The sequence below is a fragment of the Conservatibacter flavescens genome, from assembly GCF_002795425.1.
GTDB classification, from domain to species: Bacteria; Pseudomonadota; Gammaproteobacteria; order Enterobacterales; family Pasteurellaceae; genus Conservatibacter; species Conservatibacter flavescens.
Genome location: NZ_PHHA01000003.1, coordinates 229,099 through 246,599 on the forward strand (window position 1 = coordinate 229,099; position 17,501 = coordinate 246,599).

The window sequence follows — 17,501 nt, forward strand, 5'->3', positions numbered from 1 at the left end:
ACTTTATTATATCTTTAACCCAATTTATTTTATTAAAGGAAAGGAACAAGTATGAAATTAACCACAAAACTCTCATTAACGGCCTTAGCCTTATCAGTTACCAGCCTTGCGCAAGCAGCAGAAACGACGTTTATTAACTGTACAAGTCGTTCTCCATCAGGATTTAGCCCCGCGTTGGTGATGGATGGTATTTCTTATAACGCAAGTTCACAGCAAATCTATAACCGTTTAGTCGAATTTAAGCGTGGCAGTACAGAGATTGAACCGGGCTTGGCTGAAAACTGGGAGATTAGTGATGATGGATTGACTTATACTTTCCATTTGCGTAAAGGGGTAAAATTCCATTCAAATAAAGAATTTACACCAAGCCGTGAGTTTAATGCTGATGATGTTGTCTTTTCATTTCAGCGCCAATTAGATAAAAATCACCCTTATCATAAAGTATCAAATGGTACTTACCCGTATTTTAATGCGATGAAATTTCCATCTTTGTTGAAATCGGTGGAAAAAGTGGACGACCATACAGTGAAAATTACGTTGAATCAACAAGATGCGACGTTTTTAGCCAGTTTAGGAATGGATTTTATTTCCATTTATTCTGCTGAATATGCAGATAAAATGCTCGCAGCAGGTAAGCCAGAAACGATTGATTCTCAGCCGATTGGCACAGGCCCATTTGTGTTTGCGGGTTATCAAGTTGATCAGGCAATTCGTTACTTAGCGAATAAAGATTATTGGAAAGGTAAAGCGCCGATTGATCGTTTAATTTTTAGTATTACGCCAGATGCCTCAGCTCGTTATGCCAAATTGCAAACCGGAGCATGTGATATGATGGATTTTCCGAATGCCTCTGATTTAGCTGCAATGAAAGAGGATAAAAAAATTCAATTAATGTCACAAGAAGGGCTCAATGTGGCTTATGTGGCGCTCAATGTTGAGAAAAAACCATTAGATAATGTGAAAGTGCGCCAAGCATTAAATTATGCTACTGACAAACAAACTATTATTCAAGCCGTGTATCAGGGGGCAGGTATCCCTGCTAAAAACCCATTACCACCAACTATTTGGGGGTATAATGATAAAATCGAAGATTATCCGTTTGATTTAGAAAAAGCGAAACAGCTACTAACCGAAGCGGGCTATCCTGATGGGTTTGAAATCGAATTATGGGTTCAGCCAGTGGTACGTAATTCTAACCCAAATCCACGTCGTATGAGTGAAATCTTGCAAGCTGATTGGGCGAAAATTGGTGTAAAAGCTAAATTAGTGACCTATGAGTGGGGAGATTATATTAAACGTACGAAAGCAGGTGAGTTGGGAGCTGGGACTTATGGTTGGTCAGGAGATAATGGTGATCCGGATAATTTCTTGTCGCCATTATTAGGTTGTAGCAACATTGGTAATAGCAACTATGCTCGTTGGTGTAATCAGGATTATCAAGGGTTATTAGATAAAGCTATTGGTTTAAGCGATAAAAACGAGCGGGCAAAATTATATGAACAAGCACAAGTGATTGTGAAAGAACAAGCACCTTGGGTGACTATTGCTCACTCTGTGACTTATACGCCATTAAGTCTTCGTGTGCGTGATTATAAACAAAGTCCATTTGGTTATAGCTCGTTCTATGGTGTGCGCGTAGAATAATCTAAAAACTTGGGCGGTAATTGACCGCCCTTTTTATTTGGTCGGTCAGATCGTATCCTCAACTATTCTTCTGTAAAATTCATTATACATCGCGGACTATAATAGGAAAGCATATCGCTAATGAGAGAAAATGAACGATCCGCGTTTGTTTTCTTTGTCTCAAAAAATGAATTTATTTGATTATATATTGTCTAAATTGCGATAACAGTTGTATTTATGCGAAAATCATACATGATCATATATTTCATTATTGCGTGTAAAAGGAGTCTAAATGAAATTAATTAAGGTATTGATATTAGGTTTATTGAGTTATTTGCCAACGGCTTGGGCGGCCAGTGAGAATTTTAATATAAAATATAGTTCAAATTATTTGATGCCAGCTTATGTGCATTTTAAAAGCGCAGATAGTCAATATACGATAACGGCTAATATAAATGTACCATTGTATAAAATTCAATTTACAACTCAAGGCTATCAACGTAATAACCAATTTAATATGTTGAGTTATCGGGATAGTCGTAATGGCAAAGATTATGCGACAGCGCGTATTGATATGAACACCATTCAATATGGTAAAGTAAAAGAGCAAAAAACAGAGACTTTTACTTTGCCAACATTTGATTTATTTAGTGTAGCATTTCAGTTAAGTTATTATGATAAGCTGCCGGCGAATTTTCAAATTACAAACGGCAAAAAACTGTATCCTATGAAAAATGTCCGTTTGCAGACAAGTCGTAAAACATTATCAAATGGTATCGAAGAGATTACATATAAATTTTCTACCGGCGATAAGGATATGATGGTCAAAAAACATAAGGGAGAGAAATTCCCACGTTTTATTTCTTATAGCCGTGATGGTGATGATTATGAACTGACATTTAGTGAGTTTGTAAAATAGTAAAAACAGAACAGGCGAACTTCAACGTTCGCCTTTTTCAGTTCACATTATTTCGCAAAGTGAGCTTCTAGTTCTTCGCTGCCACCAATGTATTGGCCGCCAATAAAGACTTGTGGTACAGAGGTTTTACCAGTAATTGCACGCACAGAGATAGTGCTTGCATCTCGGCCTAATACGATTTCTTCAAAAGTATAGCCTTTTACTTTTAATAAACCTTTTGCTTTTGCACAGAATGGGCAACCAGGTTTAGTAAAGATCGATACTGACGGTTTTGCTGTCCAATCAGGTTTTAGGTATTTGATCATCGTATCGGCATCAGAGACTTTGAACGGATCGCCTGGTTCATTTGGTTCAATGAACATTTTTTCTACCACACCGTTTTTCACAAGCATAGAATAGCGCCATGAACGTTTGCCGAAGCCTAAATCTTCTTTACCGACTAACATTCCCATGCCTTCGGTAAATTCACCATTACCGTCAGGAATCACGGTGATATTTTCAGATTCTTGATCTGCTTTCCAAGCATTCATTACGAAGGTGTCGTTAACGGACATACAAATAATATCATCTACCCCTAACGCTTTGAATTCACAAGCAAGTTCGTTATAACGCGGTAAATGAGTTGATGAACAAGTTGGTGTAAATGCACCTGGTAATGAAAATACGATAACGGTTTTGTTATCAAATAATTCTGCACTGGTTACATCTACCCATGCATCACCCTGACGGGTATGGAATGTAACTTGAGGAACTTTTTTTCCTTCCATTGTTGCTGACATTGTATAATCTCCAATAGTAGTTAAAATGAACATTAATTTATGTGCTGTATTATAGGAAAAGATGTGATATAGTTACAATCAATTAATTCTATTCTTTTAATCGCTTATTTCTATAGTGAGGTCAAAAATGAATATTCGGGATCTAGAATATTTAGTTGCCTTAGCAGAACACAAACATTTTCGTCGTGCCGCTGATGCTTGCCATGTTAGCCAACCTACTTTAAGTGGACAAATTCGTAAGCTTGAAGATGAACTGGGTATTATTTTACTAGAAAGAACTAGTCGAAAGGTGTTGTTTACTCAATCAGGTCTAGTCTTGGTGGATCAAGCAAGAACCATTCTACGTGAAGTGAAAATTCTGCGTGAAATGGCAAGTAATCAAGGCAAAGATATGACAGGGCCATTGCATATTGGCGTTATTCCAACGGTAGGGCCTTATTTGTTACCTTATATTGTGCCTACATTGAAAAAAGAGTTTCCGGATTTGGAACTTTATTTGTATGAAGCACAAACTCAACAATTATTAGATCAACTGGAAACAGGGCAACTAGATTGTGCGATTTTAGCTTTAGTCCCTGAAACAGAACCGTTTATTGAAGTGCCTATTTTTACTGAAAAAATGTTACTTGCTGTGCCGGATAATCACCCTTGGGCACATGAAAAGGAAATTGCGATTGAGCGGTTAAGTGGTTTAGAAATGCTGATGTTAGATGATGGCCACTGCTTGCGTGAACAGGCCTTAGGTTATTGTTTTGCTGCAGGAGCCAAAGAAAATGCCCATTTTCAAGCAACCAGTTTAGAAACGTTGCGTAATATGGTGGCCGCAGATGGCGGGGTGACTTTAATGCCTGAATTAGCGGTATTAAATGAAGGAGATCGAAAAGGGGTCAAATACATTCCTTGTCAAGCGCCAGAGCCTGCACGCACGATTGCACTTGTATATCGTCCGGGCTCTCCACTGCGTAATCGTTATGAAAAAGTCGCGGTAGCAGTGAGTGAAGCAGTTAAACCCATTTTAGCAACAAAATAACAGGTGAGTTATGGCGGGTGTGAGAGCAATTCAAAAAGAGAAAACTCGTAGAGCGTTAATTGATGCTGCGTTTAATCAATTAAGTGCGGAAAAAAGTTTTTCTAATTTAAGTTTGCGTGAGGTAGCAAGAGAAGCCGGTATTGCACCAACCTCATTTTATCGTCATTTTCGCGATATGGATGAGTTAGGGTTGACGATGGTTGACGAGGCGGGGTTGATTCTTCGTCAGTTGATGCGCCAAGCGCGTAAACGTTTAGAAAGCGGTGGCAGTGTTATTGTGATTTCAGTCGAAACTTTTTTTGAATTTATCCACAATAGCCCGAATGTTTTTCGTTTGTTATTACGTGAAAGTTCGGGGTCATCACAAGCATTTCGTACCGCCGCTGCACGAGAAATTAAACATTTTGTTGATGAATTAGCTGAATATATTATGCATCGTAATACGATTTCACCTGAGTTGGCTTATGTGCAATCTGAAGGCATGGTGACTATTGTGTTTACGGCTGGGGCAAATGCGCTCGATATGAATAGTAAAGAACGTGCCCAGTTAAAAGAACGCGTTATTTTGCAGCTACGAATGTTAGCCAAAGGGGCAGCGCATTAGAAGATAAAATGCGCTGCACTTTTATGTGTGATCCTGATTTGTCGGCGTAAATGAAGGAAGCGTAATTTTTACTTGTGTTCCTCCTGTGGGCTGTGCTTGGATACTTAAATGCGCATTAAGTTGTTTTGCACGCTCATGCATAATATTCAATCCATAATGACCACTAGGTTCTTCTAAACTAGGGATCCCAATTCCATTATCTTGCACGATAAGCTCATTTTCGCCATCCTCATTGGTGTGAGCAATGACTTCAATTAATGACGCTTGCGAATGTTTTATGGCATTTAAAATCGCCTCGCGCACGATTTGTAAAGCATGCACTTGCTGTTGGGCATTAAATGTTTGTGATGGCAGTGAGCAAGCCAAAGTGATTTTTATTTCAGTTTGGTTTTGTAAATTTTCAATCACCTGCTCTAATGCAAGCTGTAAATTGGCTTCTTGTATGGTGAGGCGAAATGTTGCGAGTAATTCTCGCAGTTGGATATAACCATCGCTTAATGCCTGTTCAAATTCTGTAATAATTTCTAAGCTTTTTTCTTGGGCGCTTGTGTTATTTTTGCGAATAGTATGTTTTAGTCGAGTGAGTTGAATTTGCAAAAATGATAACACTTGAGCTAATGAGTCATGCAATTCTCGTGCGATAATTGCGCGTTCTTCCATTAACAGAAGTTGCTGTTGTTGGCGCTGAGTATGGCTAAAGTATAGTGCGCGGCCTAACATTTGTGCAATATTTTGCATGGTACGGTAATCAGGGCAAGGCAAACCCGCTTGCCAGCGTAATTCTCCGAGTACCTGTCCTTCAACATCAATAGGATTAGTTTGCCAATTCAAGGCTTCAACGGTTTTACCTAAGTGAATATTCCATTGCTCATTTTGATAAATATGTACTTCAAGACTGCGTAAATGCTCATTAAGTAGTACATGATTGAGCACTTGTTGTAAGCGCGTGCGATCCAGCTCATTGCCACTGAGTTGTTGTGAGCAGTAATATAACATCGATAAAGAGCGGTTCACTTGGCTTAATTTTTTTGTTTTTTCGTCCACTTGTTTTTCGAGGGCGCTGTAGAGTTTTTGTAGATCACTGGCCATCTGAGTGAAGACTAATGCCAACATACCCAGTTCATCGTTTTTATTAGTATCTAAAGAAATGTGATTAAACATACGCATTTGCACCTGTGAACTCGCCCGTGCGAGGCGGTGTAACGGTTTAACGACTTGTTTATGGGTATACCAAATCACATAAGACACCATTGCAACGATCAATAACATTGAGACACTAATAACAGTGGTTGCAAGCGTTAACTTTTTCTCGGCAAATTGTTGCAAAACGTAGACAAATTTGTCGAGCTGTGCCACATATTGTTCAATATTTTGTTGATAAGCCTCAATATCACCATGGCGTATATAATTTTCAAGGGTTTGCCAGCGCTGGATAACACTTTGGTATTCTGTTTTGACTGTATTCGGGACAAGTAGGCTATTGTTCAACTCCGTCAAAGCATGAGTATGTAAGGTGGTTTGGTATTGTTGTAGATAACGTTCGACATTATCAGGATGATTTTGTATTTCATAGATTAAGCGATAACTTTGCATACGCAAAGAACCGGATACATTGATAGATTCGGCGTCGGAACGATTACTGGTCATAATCACAAAACTGAGGGTAGTGATAAGCCCTGCAAAGACGATGATGATAAGTAAATAATGTGCAATACGAGTGGAAACAGAACGCTTGATACGCACTACAAATCCTCACTTAAAACATTATGAGTAAATAATAAAGACAGTGTATCACAGAGTGAAATGAACGGGGGGATTTTCAATATGCGTTTAACGGGTATGTTCCCTCACAGCTCTGAAGTGCGGTGTAAAAATGCCACTTTTCTTTACATAGTGATAGGAACATGTTACAGTCCACAGGCTATGGAAATCACAATAACATTAGGATTGACTCTTGCATTATGATCTTGAGTTAGCAAAAAAACGTATTGAACGATTAGATAAGGCGAGAATAGCTAGAGCCTTAGAGGGTGCGACGACAGAGTTTCAGCACGTTTTTCAGCTTCTACCATTATTGTTACACCTCAATCATTCTGGTTTGCCAGGTTTTTTGCCTGATGCTGCAGAAGGGATTGCCGATTTCGTCTTGTCTGATTATCAACGAAAATATTTAATGATGAACTTGCCCACAGAGCAAGCGAATACCTTAATTCAAAAAATTACGCAAAAACAAACCGCGCTTTTGCCTGTGATTGAAGGTGTGTATGTGATGGGGAGTATTTCCTCTGTTGCTCAAACGACCGAGTCTGATTTAGATATTTGGGTTTGCCACCGAAGCCAGTTATCTTCCAATGAACGCGACAAACTTTTGCAAAAGGCGATAGCTTTGCAAAATTGGGCGCGGAATTTCAAAGTAGAAATGAATCTTTTTTTCATGGATCAACAACGTTTCCGCTCTTTTCAACATGTGGATTCTTTGAGTACGGAAAATAGTGGTTCAGCACAACATATTTTATTGCTTGATGAGTTTTATCGTTCGACCATTAGACTGGCAGGTAAGCCTTTGTTATGGCTACATCTAGCGGTAAAAGACGAACAATATTATGACAAAGAAGTACAGCGCTTAGTACAGGAACAGCAATTAGATTTAAATCAGTGGGTGGATTTTGGTGGTTTAGGTGCGTTATCGGCAAATGAATATTTTGGGGCAACATTATGGCAGTTATTCAAGGGCATTGATTCGCCTTACAAAGCAGTAATAAAAATTTTGTTATTAGAGGCCTACTCATGGGAATATCCCCAAACAAATTTAGTTGCTTTAGATTTTAAACAGCGTTTTTTGCATGGGGAGAATGGTCATTTTGAACAGTTCGATCCCTATATGGCCATGTTAGATAGAGTAACCGAATATTTGACGCGAATTGAGGATTTTTCGAGGCTAGATTTTGTTCGCCGCTGTTTTTATGCAAAAGCCCATGATAGTAAAAATGAACATATTGCCAATTGGCGTAACCAACAGTTAGCACAGTTAGTGGAAAACTGGCAATGGCCTCCGGCATTAATCGAAGAGCTTAATCAGCGCGGGCAATGGAAAATTAAACGCGTCAAGCAAACTTATAATCGTTTGGTGCAAGTGTTAATGCTAAGTTATCGTAACTTGGTTAATTTTGCTCGCAAACACAAAGTGGATGCCAGTATTATGCCGCAAGATATTACGGTATTAACACGAAAACTGTATACGGCTTTTGAAGAGCTACCTAATAAAATCACCCTACTTAATCCGCAGATTTCTAATGATTTATCAGAAAACCATTTGACCTTTATTGAAGTCAATGACAGTCGACATTTAAAAGCCGGTTGGTATCTCGTTAATCAAGCACCTTATATTAATGAGCTTTCTCAAATGCGCTATGTGGAGTTTAATCCTCATTTACATAAATTAGTCGCTTGGGCATATTTTAATGGGCTATTAACAGCGAATACGGAATTGCATATTTCCAGTCGACGGGTGAGTTTAGAGACCCTGCGTGAATTTGTGGCGGATTTACGCTTGTCGCTGCCAGCAACCATGCCACCCGCGACAGATGCGGATTTGCAGCGTAATTGTAAAATTCGTGATTTGATGGTGGTGGTGAATTTAAATACTGATCCAACTCAACATTTGTCTAATGACAGTTTAAAACAACAGATTCAGCAGTCTGACTTGTTTAGCTTTGGTGCAGAGGAAAAAAGTTTGGTTGGAAGTGTTGCACTGATTTACCGCAATATGTGGAATGAAATCAGAACCTTACATTTTGAAGGGGCGAATGCAATTTTAACAGCCTTAAAAACCTTAAGTTATAAAATTCATAAGGGGGCAACGGCGCCGACAATCCATGTTTTTTGTTATAGTCAGTATTATCGTCAGGCGCTACGCAACGTGTTGTCCGTTTTAATTCATAAATGTGTTAATGTTCAAACAGGTTACGCAATTAATCAGCAACCGATTAATATGTTGCGCGTAGCCGGTAAAACCTGGCAATTCTTTTTTGAAGAGAAAGGGATTAACTTGCAAGAAATTAAAGGTGTGCCTGTTCTTGGAGATACGCCGTTTGGACAGACATTGCAACAGAAAATTACTCCACCTGAGGTTAAAGTCGATCGCACATTGAAATACCCGTTTGAAATTGATTTTTTTGCTAGTGAGGGGTTTTTGCAGTTCTTTTTTGAAGATAATCAGGACCAGACTTTTAATGTTTATATTCTTGATGAACTCAATCGCATTGAAATTTATCGTAATTGCGAAGGTGAAAAAGAACAGAAAATTCGGGAAATCAATCGTATCTATACGACAGCAAATGGCAATGGAGAAAATCCTTATTGTATTGTGCAACATGATTTTAACTATCCGCAATTTTATCAATTAATCTCCCAAAATGGCCAAGCGCGCATTGTGCCATTTCATAGTCGAATCGCGCACTAAAACAAGGATTTTTGACAGAAAAATAGCAGATTTTTCTATCTTGCTCTATAATAGCGTTTTATGCTTTTGTATGATGGTAAAAAGCATATTGGAGCCATATAAATTCGGTGGGAACTATGCTGGAAAAAATCAAAATCTTAATTATCGATGATCATCCACTTATGCGTCGCGGCATTAAACAATTGATTGAACTGGAAGACAGTTTTGAAGTTGTAGGTGATGCAGGCAGTGGCAATGAAGGAATTGCATTAGCGTTGCAAACCAATCCTGATCTCATTATTTTGGATCTCAATATGAAAGGCCTGTCCGGTTTAGACACATTAAGAGCTTTGCGTAATGAAGATATTGATGCACGTATTGTGATCTTGACTGTTTCTGATGCTAAAGCAGATATTTTCGCTTTAGTGGATGCCGGCGCTGATGGGTATTTGTTGAAAGATACTGAGCCGGATATGTTATTGGTGCAATTGAAGCGAATTGCCAGCGGTGAAGTGATTTTAAGTGACTCTATCAAAAATCTTTTATTAGAGCGTCACCCTTCACATGATCCGATTTATTCACTCACTGATCGTGAAATGGATGTATTACAGCTGATCGCTAAGGGACTATCAAATAAACAAATTGCTGGGCAATTATTTATTTCAGAAGAAACCGTGAAAGTACATATTCGTAATTTGTTACGTAAATTAAATGTGCATTCTAGAGTGGCTGCTACAGTATTATATTTTCAACATAAGTCTTAATGACGATAATAGTCGCGAGGGCAGTAAGAACGCCCTTGTATGAGATGTTTTGGGCTAAGGTATTAGCCCATTTTATTTTGCCATATTAATCGCTTACCTTATCTGCAAATCGAAATTTTAATGTTCCGATGGTTTCTAAAAAGCGTTTCTCCGCGATTAAGTCTTGTACTATTAATGGATTGCGAGAGAGATAGTCATTTTCAAAGGTTAACTGCCAATTAGTCAAAGTGCGGTTTAATTTCAAGGAGAATTTTTCGGCCTTCTCTGTGGCTTGCCGTGATTTATTTAACAGCACCGCTAGACGTAATAAGCGGATTAGGGCCAAAACATCCATATAGTCATAGCGTGAAAATTTGGGTAATTCGCGACGTTTAAACGTGCCGATATGATGGCGCACTAATGTGGTTAACAATTCCTGCTGAGCTTTATCAAAACCAGGTAATTCAGTGTTTTGTAATATATAAGCAGAATGATGCTGCAAGCCTCGATGATTAATGACAATACCGACTTCATGTAATTGTGCGGCCCATAATAAAATACTACGCATTTCTTGACTCAAATGGGCATTGTTCCAACTTTGATATTCTTGACTGAGCAACACTGCGGTTTGATAGACTCGATGTGCTTGATTTTCATCAATATTAAATTGTTCCATTAAACCTTTGGCGGTGCGTTGGCGAATATTACTGACCTGAAAGCCTTGTTCTAAGCTATAAATGATTCCTTCACGTAAAGCACCGTCAGAATAGCGCATTTTTCGTATTTTAAACACGTCAAATATCGCGGTGAGAATCGCTAAGCCGGGTACAAAAACGTTCACTCGTTCTTCAAGTAGGCCTGGAATCATGAGCTTATTCATATGATCTGCACGAAGTACTCGCTCAATAAGTTGTTGTAAGCGAGGGCGTGTAATTAGCCCATCATTGTTAATCGTATGGCTGATGACTTGGGTCACTGTCTTGATCGTGCCTGATGATCCTAAAACGGATTTCCAACCAAGATGCTGATATTTTTCGGCAAGATCTTCAATTTTTTTCACCGCACTTTGATAAGCGTGTTCAAAATGCGCTTTAGAGATGATGTTATTAGGAAAATAATGTTTAGCAAAACTGACACACCCCATGTGACGGCTTTGGGTAATGAGTGGCAAAAAATCGTCACCAATAATCATTTCGGTGGAACCGCCGCCAATATCAATAACAAATTTTCGCCCCATTTCTGGCTGGGTATGTGAGGCACCGGCATAAATGAATTCTGCTTCAGATTGGCCAGAAATAATATTGATATGATAGGGAAAAACCTGTTGAGCTTGTTGTAAAAAATCTTGATTATTAACTGCGGTTCTGAGAGTGTAAGTGCCGACTACGCGGACATCTTGGGGGGCGAAACCATGTAAACGTTCAGCAAATAGTGCGAGACATTCCACACCACGCTGAATAGCGGCTTGACTGAGAACATTATTTTCATCAAGACCTTCTGCTAATTGTACCTGTTGTTTTAAACGTGACAAAATTTGAATAGAGCCATTGATAATCCGCGCAATAATCATATGAAAACTGTTGGAGCCTAAATCAATGGCTGCGATCTCCCGCCCGTCATTGTTGTGATTAGCGAGTAGTTCAGCGGCTTTGGGAAATAAATTATTCTCTATCATAATCACTCTCTCTAAAATTCAAATTGATATAATAAATCAAAGGCTTGGGTTACACCTGATACAGATTGCAAATATAATTGGGGCATTAAACGATAACGCAGTGTAAACTCCGCTAGGCCATCAAATAATCCCACACCATATTTCACTTGTAAACGAGGAGTGATATAGCCACTGACAACGACTTTTGAACTATCCCCCACCCCTTGAGTGCCTAAATTGAGATCTCGGATACCAAAGGCTTCGCCAATGCCTCCGACTAATTTTCCACTTTTTGCTAGACTGAGTCCTAATAATGCTGCGCCGATAGAACCACTAGACCCCGCATCGCCACTGTTTTCTAAGGAGCGCCCAGTTAAAATATAAGAAAGGGCTTGGTCTTGTGGCATACTCGGCTCCGAGAAAATACTGACTTCTGGGGAATCCGCGACCCCTGTTACTTTAACCCCTGCTGTAACATTTGTATCTTCCATTGCTTCTGGGTTACGGATTGCTTCAATATTCAATAATGGTTGTGATGGTAACCCTGAAAAACTAATTTGTCCTTTACGGATTAACAAGTCTTGTCCAAATGAGGCATAGCGCCCATTTTTCATATTAACTTGTCCATATAAACCGAGTTTTCCCTTCTCTTGGCGGACGGAAAGTAATCCAGTTAAACCGCTTTTTAACCCATATGCATCAAGCCAAACATTATCTCCGATATTAATCGTAAGATCGGATTTAATCAACATGCCTTCTGGCCCTTGGCGTGGGGTAGTAGGAATATGCACGCGTTCTGTTGGCGCATGGGTTAAAATAACCTCATCACTACTGACAGTCACAGCGCTTTCAGGCAGTTCTTCTACCTCAATTCGCGCCCATGGAATGTTAATTTCACCGGATAGCTCGAGTAAAGTCGGTGTCGCGGTAACGCGGACATCAGGGCTAATTCTTAAGCGTGCCATATTCGGAATATCGACACGAAACTCGTTGGCTTTGGCCGCCAAATTCGCTTCCCAGCGATTGATATCGTGCCAACTGGCGTCGCCTTCAAGAGATAAACGGCTATTGTTACTCTGGATATTACCTTGTAAGGTAGAGCGATTTCCATGAAAATCAATGTTTAATTCACCATCACTGATTTCTAATGGCAAACTGGCCATATTCATTTTTAAGTTATTGGCATTAAAAGAGCCGTTGAGTAATGGTGTTTCTGCGTTGCCACCAAAGCGTAAGTTAGCATTTACTTGCCCATTAATGTTATCCCCACGGGAGAGTAGTTGATTAAATAAACGTAAGTTTAATTGGCGAATATCTAATGTTCCGCCTAATTGACGTTTTTGCTGAATATCTTGAACTTGTAAATCCGCATTGATGGTTGCTTGGTCTTGCAAACGAATTTGGGATTTTAGATTGGCATTATTATCAACCAATTTGGCCTCTACGTTCAGCGATGGAATCGCTAATTTAAAGGTATTATGTTGGATTTTTTGCGATACGGCTAAATTATTTCCCTCAACGTTAATGTCAAACGTGAAAGGTTTATCGCTAAACCAAGCAACCTTACCTTGACTCTTCAGCTGTCCAGTCAGTAGCTGATCTTGTTCAGTCAGTTTATTGACCAGTGTGAGATCAAGCTTGCGGATATCGAAAGGGACCTCTCCTGTGACACCGGCTTTAAAGGTTTGAGGAAAACACAGTTCAATCTCAGTGCTATGCCAGCAGTGAGGCGCGATAGTAGCGCTTAATTGTGTATTATCATATTCAATGTTGACGGCTTGATTTTTACTGATATTACCAATAGGTGAACGAATATTCGTTTGTCCAAGGCTACCTTTCCAAATTTGTGAAGTGCGGTCAAAACTGCCGGATAAATCTAAATTTGCGGCCACAGGATCACCTTGTGAACGCAGGGTGAGTGTGTGTTGTTGTTCATTACCTTGTAGATTTAACGCTAATTGACTAATTTTCGTTTCACCATATTGAAAGCCATTTAGCTTAATGTCTGCTTGTCCTTGAATTTGTTGTTGGCTGTGAATATTGCTTTGTATGCTTGCTTTGGTTAACTGCATATCTTGGAAGCGGATATTGTTTCCCACTAAATCTATATTCAGTTGTGGTTCACGAATACTGCCTTGAATATGGGCATTGCCGGATAATGCAGCACTAAAATTGGGTAATAGACCACTTAAATTCGGGGCATTTATGGTCAATTTTAAGTCTGACGTATCGTTAAGATGACCTTTTACTTGAATATGGTTGTCGCCATAGTTCAAGGTTAACTGAGGAATAGTCAGTAAGTTATCTTGGCTGGCATCAAGTTGTCCTTTGAGGCTCAATGGTCGACCTGAAAAAGTGCCTTGAAGATCTAAAACGGGTAGTTTTACCAGCCAGTCATGACTTTTCGCATAACCAGAGGATTCTAATGTGCCGGATAAGGTGGCTGCCCAATCTTTCCAATGGGTTGCAGTATTTATTTTGTCTAAATTGACCGCACTTTGCCATTGCAACCCTTCCTTCCAATCTACTTGCCCTGTGAGTGTTGTTGTACCATTAAGGGCGTTTAATTGGGCATTGTCAATTTTGGCTTGCGTCAGCCCACCGCTTATGGCGAGCTTTAATTGTGCCGCGGGTATACCCATACCCTGAGCATTACCGGAAAACTGAATTTGATAATCTAATAGATTGCCTTGTGCATTTAGGTCGATATTTTTGGCAATAAATGGATCGTTGCCTTTAAATGGATAACGTATTTGCGGGCTGCTTAGTTGTAATTGAAACGGTGTTTTAGGTTCGTTCAACGATACGTTAGCAGTTAATAAAGCATCAATACCTGTGGTTTTTAACTCAAGTGCGGTTTGTTTTCGTAAAGATCCTGATAGCGTTAAATCAAGTGTGGTGTCAGGTAGTAACGTTTCTTGTTCTGTGTTGAACTCGTGGATATTACCGTGTAAGTGTAAATTGAGTGGGAAGTCTTCATTGAGTTGAATCGTTCCTTGGCTATGCAGATTGCCTAAAGAGCTTTCTATGTCAAAAGTTGTTAATTGCACAGTGTAATCTGTCGCATCAGCTTGTAGCTGGACATGTGGAATGGTAATCGTTTGTTGGCTATCACCAGTATGGTGGACATAGCGCCAATCTTTGCCTTGAATATTGGTAATGTGCATATCAAAAGGCAATTCAATTTGGTGTAAATTGGCTAATAAAGGTGCGGCAAGTTGCTGTTCTATTTCATTCCAATGTGTATTTAAAGGCGTATTGTCGGCTTGTTGCTGTGCATTAACCACAGCATCTTTTACATTCGCAGCCGTTTCTTTGGCGGCATTGGCGGTCGCATCAATAACTTTTTGTACATCCTCTTGGTCATGGACGGTAAAATAAAGTTGCTCAAACTGGGTTGGTAAGAGGGTTAGCCCTGATGCATTATTTAAGGTGGCCGCACTTTTAAAGAGGCCAAGTTGGATTTCGCTGTTATCAATTTTCACCAACAGGTTATCGACCTCGACATTTTTCACCTCAACAGAAATCGGTAAGTTTATGCGCTGCATTGGGGTTGTGTCTTTGTCTTCCTCTTCTGGAGATGGCGGTAATTTCGCGGTATCAATCAGAATTTGTGGGTGTGTGATCCTCAGGTCTTCTAAACAGATCTTACGTTGCCATAAACAATGAAAATCAAGCTGTAAATGCGCTTGCTCAATTAGCGTATCTACTCCTTCAGATTGGTAACGGATCTGCTGTAATGTTAATCCGTCTTGTAATCCTCCGCTGACTTGTTCAATACTCAGGGCATCTAACCACTGATCTGCAAGTTTAATCAGTTTTATTTGGCCGGCATTAGTGGATAACATACCGACTAAGACAAAAACAGGGACCAAAATGACCGCACTTATGCCACCTAGTACACAACACCAACGCTTTTTCTTACTATGAGGTTTATTGGTCGGTGTTATTTTAGTATCTTCTGTTTGCTGAGAAACGTTTTCGCTGTTAGTCATTTATAGCTCCGATCCTAAGCCAATATAAAATTGGATATTCTTGCTGTTATCTTTATCACGAATTGGGGTAGCAATGTCAATTTTTACTGCACCGACAGGCGAGGCCCAGCGTAAACCAATGCCCGCACCATAACGTAGTTCATCTGTACTAAAAGAGTTAGCGGCTAAACCCGTATCGGCAAAAGTCGCTAACCACCAGTCTTGATAGACTTGATATTGGTATTCTAAGGTGCCTGTGGCTAAACGGGAGCCACCGACTAATTTCCCTTCATGATTTTTGGGGGAAATCTTTTTATAGCCATAACCTCGTACACTCCGATCGCCACCTGCAAAGAAACGTAATGCCGGTGGCATACGGGCTAAATCATTAGTATGCAACCAACCGAGTTCACCACGCACATAGAAACGATGGTTATCAGCAAAAGTACGGATCCAACTGGTTGAGGCGCGGATGCTTAGAAAATTCACATCAGAAAACCATAATTTACGCCCTAGATCGACGGTTAAACGTTGAGCATCTCCCCAGTCAGGAAATAACCCACCACGAAGACGAGTACGATTGACAGAGGCCGTGGGATAAAGTAATAGGGTTTTTTCTGATTGATTCGCCTGAGTAAATGAATCGTAGCGCGCTCGCATACCAAGAGAGTATTGCCAGCCTGTTGGGTGATTCCAATAGCGCAATGCCCCCATTGTTGCAGCGAGGGATTTTGTGTCATTTTTATCTTCATTTTCTACCCCTGCCACAAATTCATAATAATAATCTAATGGGTTTTTTAGCAATGGCATTTTATACGTGGCTTCAAAGGTTTGTTTTGGCGCAGAAAGATATAGGTCGCTACGAAAACTGTGTCCACGATTATTGATCCAAGGTTTTGACCAGCCCAATTGAAAACGCGGGCCGACATCAGAAGAATAACCTATCCCGACTTCCATGCTGTTCTTTTTGCGTGGATACAAGGATACATCAAGATTCACGATCTTTTGTTTATCATTGAGCTCCGGTTGAATAAGTACCGATGAAAACCAATTAGATGAAGAAAAATCGGAAGTCAGAGTCGATAAATCATTGATTAAATAAGGCTCTCCGGATTTTAGCTTCAGCATGTTGCGTAAATAATCTTCTCGAATTTGAGAATGATGAAAACGGATATCGCCATAATGATAACGATCGCCACTATCAAAAAGTAAACGCCACCATGCTTGATGTGTTGATGGCATGACTTCTAAACGATGAACCAAAAATTCAGCATCAAAATAGCCGCGCTTGATTGCTAAGGTATTGAGCGCACTTTTATAATCATCATAGGTACCATGGTTTAACTGAGTACCCGGTTTAGGTAATTCTTTATCTAAGGTTTGAAATGCTTCATCATCACTTGCTTGACCGATGATAAGTACATCCGCTTCTGCAATTTTAACCGCCTCGCCAACTTGTACATTTGCGATTAATTCTTGGCCGTTACGATGATAGCTAATGATAGAACCATAATACCCTTCTGCTCGTAATGCTTTATCAATGGCTTCGCTAACAAGAGATTGATAGCGTTCAGAACCGTCGGCTTCTTCTGGGTTAATAGCATTCACATGAATACGCACGTTATCGTTTAATGCGGCATTATGAATACCTTCTACTTTCAGTGACACAGATTGCGCTGCAAAAGCAATATTTGCACTGAAGAAAAGCATAAATGTGAGTTGGGATAGTTTTCG

General features: G+C 39.7%; 11 protein-coding genes. 6 read left to right on the forward strand and 5 right to left on the reverse strand.

Going from position 1 to position 17,501, the window contains the following annotated elements; all coding sequences use genetic code 11:
• The first annotated feature begins 51 nt into the window (after positions 1-51).
• Positions 52-1,644, forward strand: a complete 1,593-nt coding sequence (locus tag CVP05_RS03020; RefSeq protein ID WP_100288091.1) for an ABC transporter substrate-binding protein — start codon at positions 52-54, stop codon at positions 1,642-1,644.
• Between the two features lie 271 nt (positions 1,645-1,915).
• Positions 1,916-2,542 (forward strand): hypothetical protein, encoded by a 627-nt coding sequence (locus CVP05_RS03025; protein ID WP_100288092.1) that lies wholly within the window; start codon positions 1,916-1,918, stop codon positions 2,540-2,542.
• Between the two features lie 47 nt (positions 2,543-2,589).
• Here CVP05_RS03025 and CVP05_RS03030 read toward each other — a convergent pair whose 3' ends face one another.
• A complete protein-coding gene (locus CVP05_RS03030; protein WP_100288093.1) occupies positions 2,590-3,321 on the reverse strand; it encodes a glutathione peroxidase in 732 nt (243 codons plus the stop codon).
• 127 nt (positions 3,322-3,448) lie between these two features.
• On the opposite strand from CVP05_RS03030, the gene oxyR reads away from it, so the two are divergent.
• Both oxyR and fabR read left to right on the forward strand, forming a co-directional pair.
• The gene (oxyR, locus tag CVP05_RS03035; protein WP_100288094.1) at positions 3,449-4,351 is read left to right on the forward strand and encodes a DNA-binding transcriptional regulator OxyR; all 903 of its coding nucleotides are present in this window, start codon (positions 3,449-3,451) and stop codon (positions 4,349-4,351) included.
• 10 nt (positions 4,352-4,361) lie between these two features.
• The gene (fabR, locus tag CVP05_RS03040) at positions 4,362-4,955 is read left to right on the forward strand and encodes an HTH-type transcriptional repressor FabR (protein WP_100288095.1); all 594 of its coding nucleotides are present in this window, start codon (positions 4,362-4,364) and stop codon (positions 4,953-4,955) included.
• A 21-nt stretch (positions 4,956-4,976) separates the two neighbouring features.
• Here fabR and narQ read toward each other — a convergent pair whose 3' ends face one another.
• A complete protein-coding gene (gene narQ, locus CVP05_RS03045) occupies positions 4,977-6,698 on the reverse strand; it encodes a nitrate/nitrite two-component system sensor histidine kinase NarQ (protein ID WP_100288096.1) in 1,722 nt (573 codons plus the stop codon).
• Between the two features lie 211 nt (positions 6,699-6,909).
• Here narQ and CVP05_RS03050 point away from each other — a divergent pair, with 211 nt between their 5' ends.
• Complete coding sequence (locus CVP05_RS03050) at positions 6,910-9,417, forward strand: class I adenylate cyclase (RefSeq protein WP_100288097.1); 2,508 nt, start codon at positions 6,910-6,912, stop codon at positions 9,415-9,417.
• Positions 9,418-9,533: 116 nt separating this feature from the next.
• Entirely contained in the window at positions 9,534-10,160 is a 627-nt protein-coding gene (narL, locus tag CVP05_RS03055; RefSeq protein WP_100288098.1) for a two-component system response regulator NarL, read from the forward strand.
• An 85-nt stretch (positions 10,161-10,245) separates the two neighbouring features.
• Here the strand turns inward: narL and CVP05_RS03060 are convergent, their stop codons facing one another.
• Genes CVP05_RS03060 through tamA form a run of 3 tightly spaced genes read right to left on the reverse strand, consistent with a single transcriptional unit; the run spans position 10,246 to position 17,477 of the window.
• Positions 10,246-11,814, reverse strand: coding sequence for a Ppx/GppA phosphatase family protein (locus CVP05_RS03060; RefSeq protein WP_100288099.1), 1,569 nt, complete (start codon positions 11,812-11,814; stop codon positions 10,246-10,248).
• Between the two features lie 11 nt (positions 11,815-11,825).
• Positions 11,826-15,788 carry an autotransporter assembly complex protein TamB gene (gene tamB / locus CVP05_RS03065; protein ID WP_100288100.1) on the reverse strand — a complete coding sequence of 1,321 codons (3,963 nt, stop codon included), beginning with the start codon at positions 15,786-15,788 and terminating at the stop codon, positions 11,826-11,828.
• The gene (tamA, locus tag CVP05_RS03070) at positions 15,789-17,477 is read right to left on the reverse strand and encodes an autotransporter assembly complex protein TamA (protein WP_100288173.1); all 1,689 of its coding nucleotides are present in this window, start codon (positions 17,475-17,477) and stop codon (positions 15,789-15,791) included.
• Between the last annotated feature and the right edge of the window lie 24 nt (positions 17,478-17,501).

What these genes read in the sequence shown, in the direction of transcription:
- CVP05_RS03020 (WP_100288091.1), top strand. Translation starts at nt 52, where the DNA reads ATGAAATTAACCACAAAACTCTCATTAACGGCCTTAGCCTTATCAGTT.
- CVP05_RS03025 (WP_100288092.1), top strand. Translation starts at nt 1,916, where the DNA reads ATGAAATTAATTAAGGTATTGATATTAGGTTTATTGAGTTATTTGCCA.
- CVP05_RS03030 (WP_100288093.1), bottom strand. Translation starts at nt 3,321, where the DNA reads ATGTCAGCAACAATGGAAGGAAAAAAAGTTCCTCAAGTTACATTCCAT.
- oxyR (WP_100288094.1), top strand. Translation starts at nt 3,449, where the DNA reads ATGAATATTCGGGATCTAGAATATTTAGTTGCCTTAGCAGAACACAAA.
- fabR (WP_100288095.1), top strand. Translation starts at nt 4,362, where the DNA reads ATGGCGGGTGTGAGAGCAATTCAAAAAGAGAAAACTCGTAGAGCGTTA.
- narL (WP_100288098.1), top strand. Translation starts at nt 9,534, where the DNA reads ATGCTGGAAAAAATCAAAATCTTAATTATCGATGATCATCCACTTATG.
- CVP05_RS03060 (WP_100288099.1), bottom strand. Translation starts at nt 11,814, where the DNA reads ATGATAGAGAATAATTTATTTCCCAAAGCCGCTGAACTACTCGCTAAT.
- tamB (WP_100288100.1), bottom strand. Translation starts at nt 15,788, where the DNA reads ATGACTAACAGCGAAAACGTTTCTCAGCAAACAGAAGATACTAAAATA.
- tamA (WP_100288173.1), bottom strand. Translation starts at nt 17,477, where the DNA reads ATGCTTTTCTTCAGTGCAAATATTGCTTTTGCAGCGCAATCTGTGTCA.